Here is an 18,409-nt window from a genome sequence, read left to right on the forward strand (position 1 = left end):
AGCAGCGCCAGAAACAGCAGCAACAGAATCACGCTGGTCTTGATCAGGTTGACCGCACCCTCGGACCCGACCGCGTGATTGAGCGCGATCGAGGCGACCAACAGCAGTACCGTCAGGGTGGCGGCAAAGCCAGCCAGTATCAAGCGTTCGACCGATACGTCGTGCAGCATTTTCTTCATGATGTGATGCCTTCCTGGCGTTGGCGCACATCCGACAGTAAACGCGCGAATTCTTTTTTGACGACGCCATAGCATTCGCACACGTCGCGTTCCAGACCGGCCCGGTCCAGCACCGAGATATGCCCGCGCCGGTAACTGATGTAGCCATAGCCCTGCAATCGTCCGGCAGCTTCGGTCACACCCTCGCGCCGTACGCCAAGCATGTTGGCGATCAGTTCCTGGGTCATGGTCAGGCTGGTGCCGGGCAAACGGTCGAGCGTGAGCAGCAACCAGCGGCACAATTGCTGCTCCACCGTGTGGTGGCGGTTGCAAACAGCGGTTTGCGCCATCTGGGTCAGCAATGCTTGCACATAGCGCAGCAGCAGACGCATGACGGGGCCGGCGCGGTTGAATTCTTCCATCAGAATCTTGACCGGCAAACGGTAACCATACCCGCTCGTTTGCACGATGGCGCGGCTGGGGGTGGTATTGCCACCCATGAAAAGCGACACGCCCAGAACGCCTTCATTGCCCACGCCCGCCATTTCGGACGATCCGCCGTTTTCCAAAAGATAGTGGAGCGAGATGATCGCGGTGGTGGGGAAGTAGACATGATGGAGCTTGCCGCCCGACTCATACAAAACGTCACCCAGCAGCATGGGGACCAGCTCCAGATGTGGCGACAGGCGGTCAAACTCGGCGTCGAGCAAGGCGGCGAGAAGATGATTCTGATTCGGATTGGAGACAGGCTTGCTGGACATGAGATGAAACCGATGCTTCCAGCGGCGTAAGTGAGGTAGACAGACAGGGTAGCACTTCTCGTGCTTTCACACCGGAATGTATTTCATTCCGGACACACTGTATGTTCGGTACCGAACTTAGCGTTCAGAAAGAGCGGCGCATCCCCACATTGATGGCCGAAAAGCCGCTGCTGGAGGCCCCGCCACGGCCGAGCAAGGTATCCATGCTGTTGTGCATGCGGATATGCGAGTAGGCAGCGTAGAAATCGGTTTTGCGCGACAAGGTGTAGGTGCCTCCCAGCGCGAACTGGTCAGCATCGCGATTGGCGAGGTCACGGTCGTTCTTGCGCACGAACGAGGCCAGCAGCGTGGTGTGGCGCCCTGCCGGCACGGCCATGCCGACCAGCACATCGCGGCTGTCGGTGCTGGGCGTGGTGGCCATGGCTGCGCCGTAAGGATTGTCCGGATTCCACAGCGGCGAACTACCCCAGCCGCGGCTGGCACTATAGGCCGTGTATGCCTTGACGGGCCCGATGTCGACATTGGCTGCCACAATGGTATTTTTGGCGTCGATGCTGGTGCCAAGCGGCATCGCCGGGGCGATTTTGCCAACGGCCTTGTTTTGATGGGCAGCACGGAAGGTAACCGGCCCGGTTTTGACACCGACCGACACGCCCCAGGCGCGGCTGTTGCGTGCCTCACGCTCAATATCGTACATGTTGACCGCGCGGGCGGTGCTGACGTTGTCAAGCCCCATGCGCTTACCGGGGTAACCGAACACCTTGGTGGCCGAATCGGCCATGCCAGGCTCGATCAGGCTGCTGGCGTCTACCAGCTTAAACCGCTGATGCGGCTTTGGCGCGGAAAGATCTGCGCTGTACACCTGATTTGTTTGTGCGACAGCGCTCATAGTGCAAGCACCAAGGACAACAGCAAACAGGCAGACAGGTTTCATGAGAGGACTCCAGCAGATAAATTGTTTCGCTTGTTACCTTTATCCTCTCTTTGCCTGCACTGCTCTGTCAGTTACCCCACACAAGAAACCAATCAGCGCTGCAGTTCATCCAATATATCACTGATCGCCGCCACCACCGCATCCGGACGATCGATTTGGATGAGGTGTCCCGCGCCCGCGACAACACGCTGTTTTCCGCGTGTGGACAGCGCGGCCATTTCCTTGTGCAGTGCAAGATTTTCCATTTCCACAGCTTTGTTGAGGGCGCTTTGCGGCTTGCCGGGAATGGCATAGGGACTCACGCCACGCGACAAGACCAGCAGGGGCAAATCGCCCCAGGGGCCACGTGCGGCGCGCAACTCGGCGTCACCAACGGCAAAATTGGAGTTTTCCGATTGTGCGGCGCGCCAGAACGCAGCGGAATGCCGCTCAGCCAGTTGGGCGGCGCCCAGCGCGCGGCTGGTGTCCGCCGGCATCGGGCCGATGCAGTTGTTCCACATCGCCGAACCCGGCACAAAGCCCGCTTCCGCAGCGCTGGCACATGCTTTGCTGGCAGCCGCCTGCATGTCATACATGGCTTGCAGCTTTCCACCGGACGCACGGTCCAGACGCGCGGTTTCGTCTTCATGCTGTGCCTCGACCAGTACCAGTCCCTTCACGTCGGCGCGGTGACGGTAGGTGTACAGTTGCACGATGCCGCCGCCGTAGGAATTGCCGACCATGACGTACGGTGGCGCGATGGCAGCGGCAGTCAACAAGCGGTGCAAATCGTCCACCGCGTTGCCTGCCGTGCCAGGCCGTGGCGACGGATCGCTGAACCCCAGGCCGGCCCGGTCGTACACGCAGGCACGCGTGCGCTTGGCCACCTGCGGCTGGACCTTGAACCAGCTCCATCCGGCATCGCCCGACGGTGAATCAAACACCACCGTCACCGGGCCACTGCCGCTGCAATATAAATTCAAGCGGCGTCCGCCGATGTCCACCATCTGCTGCGGCTGGGCAAACGGCCGCTGTGCATCAGCGTTTGGCACTTGCGCAAGCGCAGGCAAGGCCACTGCCGCTACCAGCGTTAAACAGGCATTACGAATAACAAAATCAAGCATCGGTATCCCCATAAAAAAATGGCGGACAGTTACATTACTGTCCGCCACTTTATTCTAGCTTTGAACCTATTTTGTTTGTGCAGCTAGTTGCTTGTTCTGCTCGTCGAGCCAGACTTTGAGCGGTGCGAAATATTCCAGCAGTGCCTGCCCATCGATCTTGTCTTCGCCGCTGACCGCTTTGAGTGCTTCCTGCCAGGGCTTGCTGGCGCCCATGGCCAGCATGGCCTGCAGCTTGTCGCCGGCCTTCTTGTTGCCATAAATGGAGCAACGGTTCAGCGGTCCCACATACCCTGCCTCGCGGCACAGTGCGCGATGGAACTGGAACTGCAGCATGGTTGCCAGGAAATAGCGCGCATACGGCGTATCGGCCGCGACGTGGTACTTGGCGCCAGCATCAAAGCCGCCTTCGGTCATTGGCGCCGGACGCTTCACACCCTGCACCTGCTCGCGCAGCGCCCACCAGGTCTTGTCGAAATCCGCGGGCTTGGTCTTGCCCGAATACACGTCCCAGCGCCATTTGTCGACCAGATAGGCAAACGGCAGGAAAGCCACCTTGCCCAGTGCACGGTCGAGCAGCGGGCCGATATCGTCGCCGGCATCCACCGCGCCCTCCTTCAAGCCCACCTGCTTGAGGTAATCGGGCGTGATTGACAGCGCCACCGTGTCGCCGATGGCTTCATGGAAGCCGTCATTGGCGCCGTTCTGGAACAGGAAAGGCTGCTTGCGGTATGCCAGGAAATAATAGATATGCCCCAGCTCGTGGTGAATCGTGCGGAAATCTTCGGCCGTCGGTGTAATGCACATCTTGATGCGCACATCGAGCTGACCGTCGAGCGGCCAGGCCGAAGCGTGACAGGCCACTTCGCGGTCCTGCGGTTTGGTCAGCAGTGAACGGTCCCAGAACGTGGGCGGCAGCGTCTCCATGCCCAGCGAGGTGTAGAAGCGCTCGGCATACTTGGTCATGTCGACCGCACTGGTTTTGCGTGCGGCCAGGGTCTGGCTCAGGTCGTAGGTATCCTTGCTTGCGGCCGGCTTGAGCATCGGATACAGATTGTTCCAGCTCTGGCTCCACATATTGCCAAACAAATGGGCTGGAATCGGACCCGTGGCCGGCACCACGTCCGCGCCGTAGTTCTGGCGCAGCTTGTAACGTGTGTAAGTGTGCAGGGAATCGTAGAGCGGCTTGACTTGCTGCCACAAACGCTCCATTTCGGCTTCGAAGGCTGCTGGCGGCATGTCGTACAGCGAACGCCACAGTGCGCCCGTATCGGCAAAGCCCATCTCGCGCGCGCCCTTGTTGGACAGCGCCGTGTATTCGACATAGCGGTCTTTGTAGGCCGGTGCCTGCTGGTGCCAGCCCAGCCAGACTTCCTTCAGGCGTGCCGGATCACGGCTTTCCGCCAGAATTTTTTCCAGCTGGCCCAGCGGCATGCAAGGACCGGTGCTGCCATCGGCCAGCTTGGGGCAATATTTGGCCTTGCCGTACGCGCCGTTCAGGCCGGCCGACAGACGCGTGAACGCTTCCCGGTCGCCTGCGTCCGACAGCATCAGCGTCAATTGCATCAGCTTGAGCTTGCGCGCGGTCGCTTCCGGCAACTTGAGTCCCTTGAAGCGGCGGGCCTTGAGCGCCAGCTCGCCGGCGGCGGTCAGCTTTTGTTCGCCGGCCTGCGCCGTGATCGCTTCGGTGTCATCGGTAATGAAGGTCTGGTAGACCCAGTCGGCGCGCGCGGCATTGATTTCCAGCTGCTTCAGGCGCGCCTCGGCCTCGGCCACAAAGCGCTCCGCTTCGGCCACCGTCGGCGCAGCGGTCTTGGGCGCAGCCAGGGCGGCACCGCTGGCCAGCGCGGCAATCAGGAAGGTTAAAAGTTTTTGTTGCATGCAATATCCCCTGTTGTTGTCCTCGCGCTCGGCGGCGCGGCAGACCGGTATTAAAACATGGGCCAGCACCGATGGCGCGGCTGTGTGCCGTTCTCGTCAAAAAAATTGCATCCGATTTACAACTACTTGCGTATGTGCATGGGTGCCCCGGAAAAACGGGCATACGCCACCACCACGACTTCCCCAACCCAAGCGAGGCCACGACCATGCAAACCACCCGACTTTCCCTCAGTGCCACCCTGGCGCTTGCCTTTGCCCTGACTGCCTGCGGCAGCGACAACGGCGCCATGAATATGCCCGCACCAGCGGCGCCCCCGGCGCCCGCGCCCGTGGCTGAAGCAGGCGACACCGTTGTATTGACGTCCAGCAATAAGCTGGTGACGTTCAACCTGGCCAGCGCCGCGACCATCAAGACCGCCGTGGCCGTCAGTGGCTTGCAAAGCGGCGAGAGCCTGATCGGCATCGACTACCGTCCGGCGGACGGCATGCTATACGGGGTCGGCAGCACCGGCCGCATTTATACCGTCAATCCAGCCACCGGCGCGCTCACGTTCAAGGCGGCCATGCTGGCCGATGCCGCCGACGCCAGCGCGCCCTATGCCATGCTGGCCGGCGCCAGCTTTGGTGTCGACTTCAACCCCGTGGCCGACCGGCTGCGCGTGGTCAGCAATACAGGCCAAAGCCTGCGCATCAACGTCGATACCGGCGCCACCACCACCGATGGCGACATCAATGGCGGCCCAGCCGGCACCATGCTCGGCGCCGCAGCCTACACCAATGCGTTTGCCGGCACTGGCGCCACCACCCTGTACGTGATCGATGCAGCCAGCGGCGCCCTGTTCATCCAGTCACCACCGAATAACGGCACCCTGGGCGCACCGGTCTCACTGGGCGTGACTGCCAGCGCCAGCGGCGGCTTCGACATCGACGCGCGCAACAACAAGGGCTACGCGGTCCTGACAGTGGGCGGCGCCCGTAACTTGTATGCCATCGATCTGGCGGCCAGCACCAACGCGGCCACCCTGGTTACGGCGCTGGCAGTGACCGAAGACGTGACCGGCATCGCCGTGCGCACGCCGGCCGCTCCCATGGTGTATGGCTTGACCGATGGCGCGCGCATTGTCGGCTTCAAGCCTGCCACGCCCGGCACCCTGGCTACCGATGTGGCGTTGAGCGGTCTGAATGCCGGCGAAAAGCTGCTCGGCTTCGACGTGCGTCCCAAAGACGGCACGCTGTACGGCATTACTTCGGCCGCACGCATTGTGACCATTGACCCTGTTACTGGTGTGGCCACGGCCAAAAGCACGCTCGCTGCCGACGCTGCCGACCTGACAGCGCCGTATGCCGCCATTGCCGGCACCCAGTTTGCGGTTGACTTCAACCCCGTTGCCGATCGCCTGCGCGTGATCAGCGACAGCGGCCAGAGCTTGCGTATCAACGTTGACAGCGGCGCTACCACCACCGATGGCGCCATCAACCGCAGCGGCGCCACCCCGGTGGTGAGCGCAGCAGCCTACGCCAACAGCTTTGCCGGCACCACCAGCACCATGCTGTTCGATGTCGATACCAGCAGCGACAGCCTGGCACTGCAAAATCCGCCCAATGACGGCACGCTGACCAATGTCGGCGCGCTGGGTGTGGACGTCTCGGGTGATGTGGGTATCGATATCGCGGGCGGCGCCAATGGCCTGGTGCTGGCTGCATTGCGCACCAGCGCTGCTGGCCCGAGCCTGATTTACCGGGTCGACCTGGCCACCGGTGCCGCCACGCCCATCAATGGCGCCGCCACGCCGGCCACCTCCGCCGTTGGCAATGGCAGCATCGGCCTGAGCGACCTGGCCATCGTGCTAAAGTAAGTCTGGCAGGCTAGTTGCGCAGCAAGGACAGGGACAGCTCCCAGTCGCGCGCCCAGTCGTACAGCACATCGTGCGACTGGAAGGCCTTGCTCAAGCGCGGCAGTGGTACCCGGTACATATCGTTCAGGCCCAGCGCCAGCGTGACCGGGTGCCACATGGTCTTGCTTTTGCCTTTTCTGGCGCTGCCCTTGATGCGCGCGCCTTCGTCGCCAAAAATGCCCTCGCCAGCTGCCAGTGCCGCTGCCAGGTCAATCCTGACCATCGCGCCAAAGGCGGCCAGCACCTGGTCGGCGTTGATCCCCACTTTCGATTCGGCGGCCGGTACCGGCTTGGCCGCCACCACCGGGCGGGCCAGCTTTTCCACATCCTTGCGCAGAAACCGCAGTTCGTGCAGCGCGCGCCGCAATCCGGGCGCCTCGAGCTTGACGACCAGCTGGTGCACGTCCTTGGTCATGGTGATCAGCACATCGGCGCTGCCCTGCGCCAGGCGCGTGGTGTCGCCTTCGAAAAAGATCGGCGCCGCGTATCCGCCGTTGGCGTCGCCAAACATCTCCGGCCGGCTCGCATCGTAGTCCAGCCACACGTACGGCGTGATGCCCGCTTCAATCATGCGTGCCAGCGACCAGGGGCTGCCGGTGCGTTCGGCCAGCCAGGCGCACGCCTCTTCGGTGGTGGCGCGGTAGGCCAGTTGTTCATCACTCATATCGTTCAAATCAATCCGTGTACTTTAAAAAAAGCCGTCACTGCGTCGACGCTGGCACTGGGCGCGCTCATATGCGGGCAGTGACCAACGTTGCCGATGATGGCAAGCGTGCTGCCAGCCAGATGCGCATGCAGATATTGGCCGACCTCCTGCGGCGCGATCATGTCGTCGCTGCATTGCAGGATCAGCGACGGCACCCGCGAGGCAGCCAGATCGCGGCGATGATCGGACAAAAATGTCACGCGCGCGAAATGGCGCATGATCGCGGGATCGTTGCGCCTGAAGCGGCTGGCCAGCTCCGCTTGCAGCGCGGGCTGCGCCGTCGCACCCATGATGACAGGCGCCATCGCAGTCGTCCAGTCGTCCAGCTGGCGCTGCATCAGCGCCAGCATGCCGTCGATGTCTTCGGCATTGAAGCCACCCACGTAATCGTCGTCGTTGATGTAGCAAGGCGATGGCCCCAGCATGACCTGGGCCAGAAACCGCTGGGGGCGGCGAATCGCTGCCAGCATGCCAATCATCGCGCTCACGGAATGACCGATGAAGATCACGGGTCCATCGCAAGCCGCGTCGATCACCTCGAGCAAATCGTCCGCATGCCCATGCAGGCTGGCGTGGCGAGTGTAGTCGTAAGCGCCAAGGTCGGACTGGCCGCAGCCGGTCAGGTCGTACAAAACGATCCGGCAGCAGTGTTCGAAGTGGGGAACCAGGAAGCGCCACATGGTCTGGTCGCAGCCAAAACCGTGTGCAAACACCAGGGTGACAGCACCACTGCCACTGCAATGGACGTGATGACGTATGAGGGCGGACATCGAACTCCAATGGTTGCCGGCGCACTCGCAGCCGTATTTACAAATTATACAAGTCCCTGATGTGTCCGCACGATGCCATTTTTTTAATTTTTTCTTGCATTGGTAAATACGAAGCCTATAATCGAAAAGTTGTCGAGTAAATAATAAAAAGCTTCCAAGAAACAACGTCGCTTGTCCTTATGTATGCAAGATGCATAAACAGGCGGCTTTACCGGCCGCATCATCTGGTGGGCCGTCATTTTTCGGAGATTGCCATGAAGAGACTAACAAAAACATTGATCGCAGCAAGTCTGATGCTGGCCGCCGCCAGCGCGAGTGCCGTTGTCCTGCCGATTTTCACGCCCGTTTCGCTGCCGGGCACGACGGCTATCCTGGATCCGCAGCTGGCCGGGGTGGTGCTGGAAGACACAGTGCAGGCGTTTTCCTTTGTCGCCAACGGCGGCGTCATCAGCGGCACGGTGCAATCGCGCGTGGTGCGCTCCAACCTGGACGGCACGCTCGACTTTTACTGGCGCGTGGTCAGCGATGCCAGTTCGGGCAGCCCGATCCAGTCGTTCCGCATCGGCGAATTCTTCACCCCCACCTACGATGCCAACTGGCGCATCGACGGCACGGGTGACACCTCGCCCCTGACAGCCTTACTGTTCCCCGGGCCGGGCGGCCAGGTCAACTTCGACTTCGCCAACATCGCCGGTGGTGGCCTGTTCGCCGACACCAGCAGCTACTTCATGTTCCTCGATACGTCGGCCACCAAATACGCCATGACCGGCCTGTACGATCTGACCAACATCGGCCAGACAGAAATCTCGCAGCTGTATTCGACCTTTGCACCCAGCTACGTGCCGGAGCCGGCCAGCATGGCCCTGTTCGGGCTGGGGATGGCTGGCCTGGCCCTGACCCGCCGCCGCAAAACCGCAGCGCAGTAACCGCCGCCAACGGGAAGGCACTGCCTTCCCGTTTTTCCGCTGGCCTGGCATATAATTCCTGCACCTGCTTCCAGCGCGCACGCGAATGCACCGCACCAGCTTATCTGCCAACTCGTCACCGCAGCACCATGCCCCGGCCCAGGCGGGACCTGCACCATCCATGCGCCACGCATCTGCGCAAACGACGCCCTGATGACCATCAAGGCTGCGCTTCATCCGGCACGGCTGCGCCGCTATGCCACGGCGGCCCTGGCTGCATTGCTGCTCTTGATGGCAGCCGACACCCCGCGCGCCAGCACCACCTCGGCACTCGCCGCCTTGCCCTCGACCATGCTATGGGCCTGGGAACGCCCTGAAGACTTGCGCTGGCTGCCACCGGGCGTGGGCGTTGCGTACGTCGCCGTGACGGTGGAACTGGTGGGCGCCGAAGGCCGTCTGCGCCGGCGCGCCTATCCCCTGCGCGTGCCTCCAGGTTCGGTAGTGGTGCCGATGGTGCACGTAGACGCCGCCTGGCGCACGCCACCCACGCTCAACACCATCCAGCGCGACCTGATTGTCGAACAAGTGCTGCAACAGGCGCAGCGCAGCTCTGCACGCGTGGTGCAGCTCGATTTTGAAGTGCGCGCGTCGCAGCGTGCGTTCCTGCGCGAGGTGCTGGCCGAAAGCCGGCGCCGCCTGCCTGCCGATGTCGCGCTGTCAGCCACCGCGCTGGCGTCGTGGTGCGCGGGCGACTACTGGATCGCCGGCCTTGCGGCCGACGAGATCGTGCCCATGGCCTTCCGCATGGCCAGCGACGACAGCCGCATCCGTACCCTGCTGGCTGACAAGGGCGCATTCACGCGCCCGCGCTGCGGCGCCGCGCTGGGCATGGCGACTGACGAAGCACCCATCACGGCGCGCAGCGTCCGCCGCTACTTTTTTTCGCCTCGTGCCTGGGACCAGGCCACGTGGCGCCGTATTCAATAATTTTGCAACCCTGGGATCACGACATGTTTCGACCTTCTCTCTTGCGCACTGCCTCGGCCTTGATGGCCATTGGCCTGTTTTCCTTCTGCGGCACCGTGCACGCCAGCGGCGGCGATGGCTATATCGCGAATCGCTTCATGCCCGAACACTATGTGGCGGTAGCGGAACTGCAGGACTACGCCACTGGCCGGTTGGGCGTGGTGGTGCCATCCTACTGGCGCGTGTACCACTTCCTGGCCTACCGTGCACTGACCGGACATGCACTGTCGAAGGCGGAACTGGCTACGCTGAAGGTGGATGGATTCAACGTGGGCGACCGGCCCGGTGGCTGGGAATTCTCGAGCGAGGACGAAAACGGCATCGCCGCATGGAAGAAAGCGCGCCTTGCCATCAAGGGTGCCGCGCCGGTTGAAATTGGCATCGCCGCAGAAGTAGGCGACTTCAACACCATCTTCAATTGTCCGTCCGACGCCTTTGACCGCGCCAGCAAAACGCTGGCCCAGCGCCTGACGCAGGGCGGCCCTCAACTGGCGGCCGTTTGGCTGGCCAACCAGGACGCCGTGTTTGCCAACTGCAGCCCGACCATGCCGCAGGCAGCGCAAAACACAGTGCCATTGGTACGCCCACTGATCCTGCCGCCCGCCTTGCCGCCCAAATCACCAGTGTGGCTGCAGAAGGATTACGCATATCAGCGCGCGGCTGCCCACTTCTACGCCGGCCGCTATGCCGATGCGCGGACCCAGTTCCTGGCCATTGCAGGTGATACCGCCTCCCCATGGCAGCCACTGGGCAAATACCTCGCCGCACGCGCGCTGATTCGCAGCGCCACCGCGGTCCCAGGTGCGCCCGAGACCGACGCCGACAAGCGCCTGTTCAAGGAACGCCTGGGCCAGGCTCGTACCGAAATGGCCGCCATTGGCGCCACCTATGCGCCGGCCAAGGCCCTGGTCAGCTGGATCGACGTACGTCTGCGCCCTGAAGAGCGGCGCCGCGAGCTGTCCGCCGCGCTGGCAGTCGACCCGATCACCGCCGCCACGCCGCAAATGCTCACCGACTACCTGGTGCTCATGGATGGCCTGGAAGCGAAGCTGGCCTCCGCGTCCGATCCGGTCACCGCGTGGATCGGTGTGATGCAGGCAGGCGCGGTCGACCCCTACAGCAGCGATGCAAGCGGCGAGGCAGCCAAGCGCCGCAGCGACGCTCTGGCGCTGGCCCGCGCCCAGTGGGACAAGGGACATGAAACCGTCTGGCTGGTGGCCGTGCTGACCAACGCCCGCAGCACCGATCTGAAACCGGCCGAGCGCAAGGCCGCGAGCGCCATCAAGGCCGATTCGCCCGCCTACGTCACGCTGCAATACCACCTGGCGCGCATGGCCCTGGCCGAGGGCAAAGCCAGGGAAGCCGACGCCATCGTCAGCGCGCTGCTCAAGACAGCGGGATCGGTATCGACCCGCAACCGTCTGCTGCGCCTGAAGATGGTCAGCGCGCCCAGCGCTGACGCAGCGCTGGCAGCAGCAGCGCGCACCCCAGCCGAACAGGAAGAAGGCGTGAACGCCGCGCCGCAATTCGACGCCGATCTGCGCGCCCACCTCGAACTGCACCTGCCGCTGACGGCTCTGGTGCGCCTGAAGCCTTCGCTGCCCGCGTCGGAACAGGCCAGCAGCGCAGACATGATCTGGACCCGTGCAGTGCTGCTCGGCCAATACGCGGTGGCCGATGGCCTCACCGATGAAGTGGCCAAGACGCGCGCCAGCACGCGCCACCTGTATGAGCGCTTCAAGAAAGCGACGACCCCGGAGGCCAAGCGCGATGCAGCGCTGCTGATCCTTGCCAATGCGCCGGAACTGGTGCCGCATGTCGGCACGGACGACAAGTCCTACGGCCGCAGCGACTACTGGGCCTGCTATGGCAGCCAGGCCGGCGACGACGGCATGGATCTCATTTCACCCGCGTTCCTGACGGCCGAGGAACGCACCCAGGTAGAGAAAGAAAAAGCGCAACTGCGCAAACTGCCACGCCGCAGTTCTTATCTGATCCCGCAAGTGATTGAATGGGCGCGCCAGAACAAGGCCGATCCCGAAGCGCCAAAAGCGCTGCACTTCCTGATCGCATCCACCCGCAACGAATGCAGTGCGGGCGCACCGGAAGCGGCAGCGCCCAAGTATTCGAAGCAGGCCTTCGAGTTCCTGCACAAGCAGTTCCCCAAGAGCGAATGGACGGCCAAGACCCGCTACTATTATTAAGCTTTGATGTGCGGGACGCGGCGATTTGTAAGAGTTGTAACGGCTGTCTACCGATTGAAACCGGGCGGCGTTAATTGAGCACCAGGCAGCAATAACGCTCCCGGATACAACGACCTGAAGGAAGTACAACATGAACAAAATCGCCCTCGTCCTGATCTCCAGCCTGTTCGTCGCCGGTACCGCAATGGCACAAACGCCAGCACCAGCCGCCGCACCAGCACCAGCTGCCGTTGCAGCACCTGCAGCAAAAGCGGAAGTCAAGGCCGACGCCAAAGTCGCTATGCCAGAAGTGAAAGCAGCAGCGGCCACCGACACCAAAGCCGCTCCGGTAAAAACCAAGCACAAGGCAAAAAAGAAAGCCGCCGCTGAAGTGAAGACCGACGCCAAAGTCGAAGCAGCGCCAGCACCGGCCGCAGCCAAGTAATCCAGATTCATCGCATACGCACTGACTACTTTTCGACTTAAAGGAAACGCTCCATGAACAAGATTGCCCTCGCACTGATCTCGACCCTGTTCGCCGCTGGCACCGCACTGGCACAAACCCCGGCAGCCGCGCCTGCGCCAGTCGCCGCGCCTGCCGCCAAGGCAGAAGTCAAGGCCGACGCCAAAGTCGCAGCACCGGAAGTAAAAGCTGCCGCTGCTGCCGACACCAAGGCTGCGCCAGTCCACACCAAGAAAAAGCACAAAGCCGAAAAGAAGGCAGCTGCTGAAGTGAAGACCGAAGTGAAAGCCGAAGCCGCACCAGCAGCATCGAAATAATCAGCATCCTTTAAGTCCGACGACCCGCTCGCGCATGCGACCGGGTCGTTTTTACATGTATTGACATTTCATACACATTGCATATATCCTTGCCCACTTTTAGGTCGAGTGACCTACGACGGAACGGGTGTGGAATGAGTGTGATGCGATGCGTGCCGCTGCTTGCGGCGATATCCCTGGTGAGCGCCTGCGGCGATGGCGGTTCGCCCGCCCCGCTTCCAGCGGCGGCCCCGACACCGACCATGGCGGCCACGCCCAGTCCGAGCGTTCCACCAGAACCTGTCAACCAGACCAGTGTCGACGGTGTGCGTCCTGTTGAATCTGGCGATACCCCGCCGCCGCAGGCCACCGTGCCAGTGGCGCCTGCGGTGCCAGCCGTCGCCGGCGACGACTATATCCTCGACAGCGTCGACTGGCTCGAACCGGTCGTTCAACAGACCGGCGACCCGGACTTTGCATTGACCACCGCGCGCGCCGTACAAATTCGCGCCCTCGTCCGCACAGCCGGCGCGGACAAGCCGGCGCCAAAGGTGCGCATCAATATCACCAATGCCGCTGGTGCGCTGGTCGGCACCGGCCTGATGACAGGGCCCGTTACCGTCAAAGCCAGCGTGTCGCGCGCCAGCATCACCGACAACTATGTGTTCCCGCTCAAGGCCATCTGGGTCAAACCGGGCCTGAAGGTGAGTATTGTGGTCAACCCGGATGGCCTGGCAAGTGATCCTACCCCGGCCAACAACAGCGCCGACCTGGCACCGGCAGTCAATCCGGAAACCGTCATGTACGTGACCGCCGTGCCGGTCACGACTGCGACCGAAGGTACGGCACTGCTGCCCCGCAGCGGCAATGGCCAGGCAGCCACGCGGGCCGCGATTCGCGCCACCTTGATGGCGATGTATCCGCTGTCGGATGTGAAGGTGCGCCTGCATGCACCGTACACGCTGACCGGCGCCACCACCATGCGCGGCAACTGGGGGCTGATGCTCGGTGAAGTGAACAAGCTGCGTATCGCAGAAGGCAATCACGGTCATTACATCGGTTTCATCCCGCACTCGCCGCTGGGTAGTACCACCACAGGCAACTCGTTCATGCCGGGCACCGTGGCCACCGCGATGGGTGCGGCCAATCCGACCGCCTGGCGCTCGGGTAACGTGCAGCATGAGCTGGGCCACAACTTTGGACTGGGCCATGTCGCATGCGCGCCCATCGGCGCGGCTGGAGAATACGGTTACGACGCTGAGCAGAATGTGATTGTGCCACTGGCCGAGCGCAACAACGTGATGAGTTACTGCGGCCCTTCCTGGATCAGCAAAACCTACTACACGGCGACACAGCGCAAATTCGCCCTTTCCGGGCTGGACAAGCCGGATGGCCTGACCATTCCACTGAGCGAGTGGAAGTAAGCGTCCTGCTTACTTGAGGCCGAGGGAGACGGCCAGTTTCTCTGTCTCGGGCGAGGGCACGATCCCAAGCAGGATCGAGAGCGTTTCGCGGCAGCGGCGGTAGACGGCAAAGGCGGCGGCGATGCCATCGAGCGCATGGGCGCAGCGCATGGCACCGCGGTAGTTCGCTTCCGACAAAGGTTCCGTCTCCAGCGCACGTTGATACAGCGCCAGGCCGTCAGCCCAGGCGCCGCCAGCTTCAAGCCGCTCGCCCAGCTGGCCGGCCGCACCAAGGAACAGATGGCGGGCGCGTTCGCGCTCGGGCAGAATCCAGCTTTCGTCACCACCGTCGAAGAAGGGCCCGCGATACAGGTCCAGCAGCGCCGCCCCAGCCTGGCGCAGGCGCGCGTCGCCAACATTGACGGGCATGGTGGCGATGTCACCCACGATCTCGGCCAGCGCGTCCAGATCGGACCATACTTTCACGCCGCACAAGCGAATCCGGCCACCAGAGACAAAAATCACGTCGTCGAACTGCAGCAGCTTGCGCAGCCGATGCACGGTGACGCTGAGCGCCGACTTGGCGACATCGGCATCGCCCCACAACTGGGCCAGCAAGGTTTGCTGGGTGCGGCCGCCCTCCCCGGCTGCGACCAGGCTTTTCAGCAGGGCCAATGGACGCTGCTGCGACTTGCCGCTCCAGACCACCGGTTCGCCGAAGATCGCCATTTCGAAACTGCCCAGCGTGCGCACGGCCACTGGCCATGGCCAGCCAGGCACGCAGCGGCGAGGCGCTGGCAGATTCTGACGCAGGATCAAAGCGCGTACATGGCGCACTTCGATCTGGTGCTGCAGGGCCAGTGCGGCAATGCGGGCAGCCAACTGAGGCACCATCGAAAACAGGCTGGCGCATTCGCGCGCGCGATGCGCTTCCAGGGCATCACGCAACAGGGCCATGCCGGCCTCGGGATGGGCACCCTGCCAGCAGGCATACGCTTCAATGAAGCGGCATTCTTCGCGCAGCTGGCGTCCCTGGACGCCATAGGCCGCTGCTGCAGCGCCCTGGTAATAACGCAAGGCGCTGGCCAGTTCGCCGCTCCAGGCAAGGCAGGCGCCCAGGAATGCCTCGAACCGCGCCCGCTCGTAGGGCGCCATACCGGCTTCCTGGGTCAATCGCAGCGCATCGTGTGCGCACCGGGTCGCGCCATCGAGGTCACCCGACAAGGCGCGCCAGTGGCCTTCCAGCGCACTGCCTTCGGCCTGCTCGCGCTTCGATGCCGTGGCCATGGCCGCAAGCAGCTGGTCGAGCAGAGCGCGGGCCTGCGCCAGTTCGCCGGTTCGCAGCAGGTGTTCGATTTCCAGCGTCTGGCACAGCAGCAGCGGCAAGGCCGACTGGCTGACAATGCGCCTGGCACTGGTGGTACTGCGCTGTGCCTGGCCGTCGTCGCCTTCCTTGCTGTACCAGCGCGCCACCTGGGTGTGCCAACGCACCAGCTGTGCCGGGTCGAGCGCGGGATCATCGTCGATCCTGGCGATTTGGGCGATCAGTGCATTGGCGCGGGCAGGACTGTCGAGCCAGTCGCAAAAAGGCAGCAGCAGTTGGGCCGCCGCCAGCAGTGCCGCGGCGTTGTCCACCAGCGCCATCGCCTGAAGGGCGCGTTCGGCCGCAGGCGCCAGCAGGGGTGACTCGGGTGCACAGGCAAGCAAGGCGCCCGCCAGGCGCGCATGCAGGCGCAGGTCCTGGTCCGGCTCAAGCAGATGCAGATCGATGTCAGCCAGGCCAGCAGACAACTGCCCTGCCCAATACGGCAGCGATGCCGGATCGCTCCACTCGCCGTCGTGCGTGTCGATGATGGCGGCCAGCGCCAGCAGGCGCGCGACAGCGGCGCCGGTGCGCGCAAATTCGCGCTCGGTGCGCATCAGCAGTTTGCGCGCGTGCAGCGGACGCGCCGCTTGCAGGGACAGGGCATGCCAGTACCATAGCCACGGGCGGGCCTCGACCACATCGGCGTCCAGCCAGCTCATCGCCTGCCGCCATGCCTCGCCCCGGCCAGCGGCAATCATCGTTGGGGCATGGCGCAGCAGCAAAGCGGCCAGCGCTTCGCCGGCGCCAGCCTGCTGCAGCAACGCTGCGGCCTGTCCCACGTCCCCCTGGCTGTCAAGAATCGCGGCGGCGCGCACCATCAAGTGCTGACGCTGCGCGGGATCGAGGCGCGCACTCGCCTCGCGCCGAAGGAAGGCGCCAAACAGGGGCTGGAACTGGAACCGGGCCTGTTCCCCGCCGCCGCTGCGCGCAATGAACAGACGCTGGGTGTACAGGCTCTCAAGCAGATGTGCTGCTTCGCGTTCGCCGGTCAGGGCCACCGCTTCGGCGGCCGACACCTGCGGCAGACAAGCCAGTTGCAGCAACAGCTGCTGGCGCGCTGCCGGCAGGCGTTGCAGAATTTCGCCGGCGAAGTAGCGAAACACGGCGTCGTTGCCGATGCCGGCATCGGATGGTCCCGGGCCCTCATCGCGCGCCAGAGTGCGCAGCATCACAATACCGGCCGCCCAGCCATCGGCGTGATCGAGCCAGGCCGGCACAGCCTCGCTGTCAAGGCGTGCCAGCACGCGCGCCTCCACCGGATTGAAACGCAAATCATCCCATCCGACGACGGCCAGGCGGTTGTTCAGTTCCATGCGCGCCAGAGTGGCGGGCGGTGCATCGCGGCTGACGGCAAGCACTGTCACGCCTTGCGGCACCTCGCTGAACGCATGCTCGAGCAGTTTGCCCGTATGCTGCCAGTCCACGTCCTGGACGTTATCGAACACGACGATGGACCCGGCTGGCAAACGCGAATAAAAGGTACGGAAGAACAGGCGGCTCTGGTCTGCGCCGCCCGGTGCCTCCCAGGGCATGGCGCCTGGCATGGTGCGCACTGCTTCAGCCAGATAAAAGAACAAGGTGGCAGGATCGGCGTCGGCCTGATCCAGCTGGCACCACAGTGCCGGCGCCGCGGCGTGATGCAGCCAGGTTCCGGCCAGCGCCGTCTTGCCCGATCCGGGCGGCGCGGCCAGCCAGATGACGGGATGGTTGGCGCGCAAACGGTCGAGCAGTGCAAACAGGCGTGCACGCGCCATGGGCTGATGCAGGCGCGGCCGGCTCAACTTGACGTAGGCCGGTATTCGGGTATCGATGGCATTGGCCATCACCATGTTCGCGCTAGTGCCCATCCTTGTTTCACCGTTCCGTGGAATGATTCGCCGATTCACCGATACAATAAGCGATCACCTGGTATCGCTGCCTGCGCCCGTTTTTCACTTCCATTCCAGCCTATGTCCAACTTCAAGACCAGCAATCTCGCCGCTCTCGGTGCCCAGCCAGCGCTGAGCGCCAACCGCCCCAGCGTCATGATCGTCGACGACATGGACGCCAATGTCTCCGTCATGGCCACCATCCTGCGCCCGCACTTTCACGTGATCGAAGCGGGCAACGGTCCAGAAGCACTGGCACTGGCCGAGGCGATACGCGCGCCGCAAGCGCTGGCCTGCATCATCAGCGACCACCGCATGCCGCGCATGAGCGGCGTGCAGCTGTTCGAGCGCATGCAGCGCCTGCTGCCCGATGCACGCCGCATCCTGGTCACTGGCTACCTCGATATCGATGCCATCATCGATGCCATCAACAAGGGCAAAATTTATCATTTCGTGGCCAAGCCTTTCGATGCGCCCGAATTTTTGCTCACGGTGCGCTGTGCAGCCGCCTCGTTCAAGGCGGACGTGCAGCGTCAGGCATGGCACACCGCCCTGGCGGACCTTCACAGCGCACCCCCGCCTGCGCTGGCCGCTTTGCAGCGCCAGGCCGACGATGCGGACAGTGAGCTGGCCGCGCTGGAAGCCCAGCTGCTGGCATTGCGCAGCAGCGAGGCCGCCTGACACAAGCGTAACC

Annotated in this window: 15 protein-coding genes; 8 read left to right on the top strand and 7 right to left on the bottom strand. The window is 63.3% G+C overall.

The annotated features are described in order from the left end of the window. Positions 1–175: 175 nt before the first annotated feature. The 4 genes from BUC24_RS13810 to BUC24_RS13825 form a co-directional block, all read right to left on the bottom strand. Positions 176–919, bottom strand: coding sequence for a Crp/Fnr family transcriptional regulator (locus BUC24_RS13810; RefSeq protein WP_073217050.1), 744 nt, complete (start codon positions 917–919; stop codon positions 176–178). A gap of 124 nt (positions 920–1,043) precedes the next feature. Continuing rightward, the gene (locus BUC24_RS13815; RefSeq protein ID WP_073217052.1) at positions 1,044–1,808 is read right to left on the bottom strand and encodes a porin; all 765 of its coding nucleotides are present in this window, start codon (positions 1,806–1,808) and stop codon (positions 1,044–1,046) included. A 137-nt stretch (positions 1,809–1,945) separates the two neighbouring features. Further along, a complete protein-coding gene (locus BUC24_RS13820) occupies positions 1,946–2,956 on the bottom strand; it encodes an alpha/beta fold hydrolase (protein ID WP_178372542.1) in 1,011 nt (336 codons plus the stop codon). Between the two features lie 66 nt (positions 2,957–3,022). Next, positions 3,023–4,834, bottom strand: a complete 1,812-nt coding sequence (locus BUC24_RS13825; protein ID WP_073217058.1) for a M2 family metallopeptidase — start codon at positions 4,832–4,834, stop codon at positions 3,023–3,025. A 206-nt stretch (positions 4,835–5,040) separates the two neighbouring features. Between BUC24_RS13825 and BUC24_RS13830 the strand changes: the two genes are divergently transcribed. After that, positions 5,041–6,690, top strand: coding sequence for a DUF4394 domain-containing protein (locus BUC24_RS13830; RefSeq protein WP_073217061.1), 1,650 nt, complete (start codon positions 5,041–5,043; stop codon positions 6,688–6,690). A gap of 10 nt (positions 6,691–6,700) precedes the next feature. Here BUC24_RS13830 and BUC24_RS13835 read toward each other — a convergent pair whose 3' ends face one another. Further along, positions 6,701–7,393, bottom strand: a complete 693-nt coding sequence (locus tag BUC24_RS13835) for a hypothetical protein (protein ID WP_073217064.1) — start codon at positions 7,391–7,393, stop codon at positions 6,701–6,703. A 5-nt stretch (positions 7,394–7,398) separates the two neighbouring features. Next, a complete protein-coding gene (locus BUC24_RS13840; protein ID WP_073217068.1) occupies positions 7,399–8,205 on the bottom strand; it encodes an alpha/beta fold hydrolase in 807 nt (268 codons plus the stop codon). Positions 8,206–8,459: 254 nt separating this feature from the next. Between BUC24_RS13840 and BUC24_RS13845 the strand changes: the two genes are divergently transcribed. From BUC24_RS13845 to BUC24_RS13870, 6 genes are all read left to right on the top strand, one after another. After that, positions 8,460–9,131 (top strand): PEP-CTERM sorting domain-containing protein, encoded by a 672-nt coding sequence (locus tag BUC24_RS13845; protein ID WP_178372543.1) that lies wholly within the window; start codon positions 8,460–8,462, stop codon positions 9,129–9,131. A gap of 192 nt (positions 9,132–9,323) precedes the next feature. Further along, a complete protein-coding gene (locus tag BUC24_RS13850; protein ID WP_073217074.1) occupies positions 9,324–10,097 on the top strand; it encodes a hypothetical protein in 774 nt (257 codons plus the stop codon). A gap of 23 nt (positions 10,098–10,120) precedes the next feature. Further along, positions 10,121–12,340, top strand: coding sequence for a hypothetical protein (locus BUC24_RS13855; protein ID WP_143167511.1), 2,220 nt, complete (start codon positions 10,121–10,123; stop codon positions 12,338–12,340). Between the two features lie 130 nt (positions 12,341–12,470). After that, positions 12,471–12,764, top strand: coding sequence for a hypothetical protein (locus tag BUC24_RS13860; RefSeq protein WP_073217080.1), 294 nt, complete (start codon positions 12,471–12,473; stop codon positions 12,762–12,764). A 53-nt stretch (positions 12,765–12,817) separates the two neighbouring features. Beyond that, positions 12,818–13,099: a hypothetical protein gene (locus tag BUC24_RS13865; protein ID WP_073217084.1), complete on the top strand. Its 282-nt coding sequence runs from the start codon at positions 12,818–12,820 to the stop codon at positions 13,097–13,099. A gap of 134 nt (positions 13,100–13,233) precedes the next feature. Further along, positions 13,234–14,502 carry a hypothetical protein gene (locus tag BUC24_RS13870; RefSeq protein WP_143167512.1) on the top strand — a complete coding sequence of 423 codons (1,269 nt, stop codon included), beginning with the start codon at positions 13,234–13,236 and terminating at the stop codon, positions 14,500–14,502. 9 nt (positions 14,503–14,511) lie between these two features. On the opposite strand, the gene BUC24_RS13875 is transcribed toward BUC24_RS13870, so the two are convergent. Beyond that, the gene (locus tag BUC24_RS13875; RefSeq protein ID WP_083598915.1) at positions 14,512–17,694 is read right to left on the bottom strand and encodes an AfsR/SARP family transcriptional regulator; all 3,183 of its coding nucleotides are present in this window, start codon (positions 17,692–17,694) and stop codon (positions 14,512–14,514) included. Positions 17,695–17,796: 102 nt separating this feature from the next. Between BUC24_RS13875 and BUC24_RS26950 the strand changes: the two genes are divergently transcribed. Next, positions 17,797–18,396, top strand: a complete 600-nt coding sequence (locus BUC24_RS26950) for a response regulator (protein ID WP_073217094.1) — start codon at positions 17,797–17,799, stop codon at positions 18,394–18,396. The last annotated feature ends 13 nt before the right edge of the window (positions 18,397–18,409 follow it).

The sequence above is a fragment of the Massilia sp. CF038 genome, from assembly GCF_900129765.1.
Lineage (GTDB): Bacteria > Pseudomonadota > Gammaproteobacteria > Burkholderiales > Burkholderiaceae_D > Telluria_A.

Coding starts and splice junctions, on each gene's coding strand:
- BUC24_RS13865 (WP_073217084.1), top strand. CDS start 12,818: ATGAACAAGATTGCCCTCGCACTGATCTCGACCCTGTTCGCCGCTGGC.
- BUC24_RS13820 (WP_178372542.1), bottom strand. CDS start 2,956: ATGCTTGATTTTGTTATTCGTAATGCCTGTTTAACGCTGGTAGCGGCA.
- BUC24_RS26950 (WP_073217094.1), top strand. CDS start 17,797: ATGTCCAACTTCAAGACCAGCAATCTCGCCGCTCTCGGTGCCCAGCCA.
- BUC24_RS13815 (WP_073217052.1), bottom strand. CDS start 1,808: ATGAGCGCTGTCGCACAAACAAATCAGGTGTACAGCGCAGATCTTTCC.
- BUC24_RS13830 (WP_073217061.1), top strand. CDS start 5,041: ATGCAAACCACCCGACTTTCCCTCAGTGCCACCCTGGCGCTTGCCTTT.
- BUC24_RS13855 (WP_143167511.1), top strand. CDS start 10,121: ATGTTTCGACCTTCTCTCTTGCGCACTGCCTCGGCCTTGATGGCCATT.
- BUC24_RS13840 (WP_073217068.1), bottom strand. CDS start 8,205: ATGTCCGCCCTCATACGTCATCACGTCCATTGCAGTGGCAGTGGTGCT.
- BUC24_RS13825 (WP_073217058.1), bottom strand. CDS start 4,834: ATGCAACAAAAACTTTTAACCTTCCTGATTGCCGCGCTGGCCAGCGGT.
- BUC24_RS13860 (WP_073217080.1), top strand. CDS start 12,471: ATGAACAAAATCGCCCTCGTCCTGATCTCCAGCCTGTTCGTCGCCGGT.
- BUC24_RS13835 (WP_073217064.1), bottom strand. CDS start 7,393: ATGAGTGATGAACAACTGGCCTACCGCGCCACCACCGAAGAGGCGTGC.
- BUC24_RS13875 (WP_083598915.1), bottom strand. CDS start 17,694: ATGGGCACTAGCGCGAACATGGTGATGGCCAATGCCATCGATACCCGA.
- BUC24_RS13870 (WP_143167512.1), top strand. CDS start 13,234: ATGAGTGTGATGCGATGCGTGCCGCTGCTTGCGGCGATATCCCTGGTG.
- BUC24_RS13845 (WP_178372543.1), top strand. CDS start 8,460: ATGAAGAGACTAACAAAAACATTGATCGCAGCAAGTCTGATGCTGGCC.
- BUC24_RS13810 (WP_073217050.1), bottom strand. CDS start 919: ATGTCCAGCAAGCCTGTCTCCAATCCGAATCAGAATCATCTTCTCGCC.
- BUC24_RS13850 (WP_073217074.1), top strand. CDS start 9,324: ATGACCATCAAGGCTGCGCTTCATCCGGCACGGCTGCGCCGCTATGCC.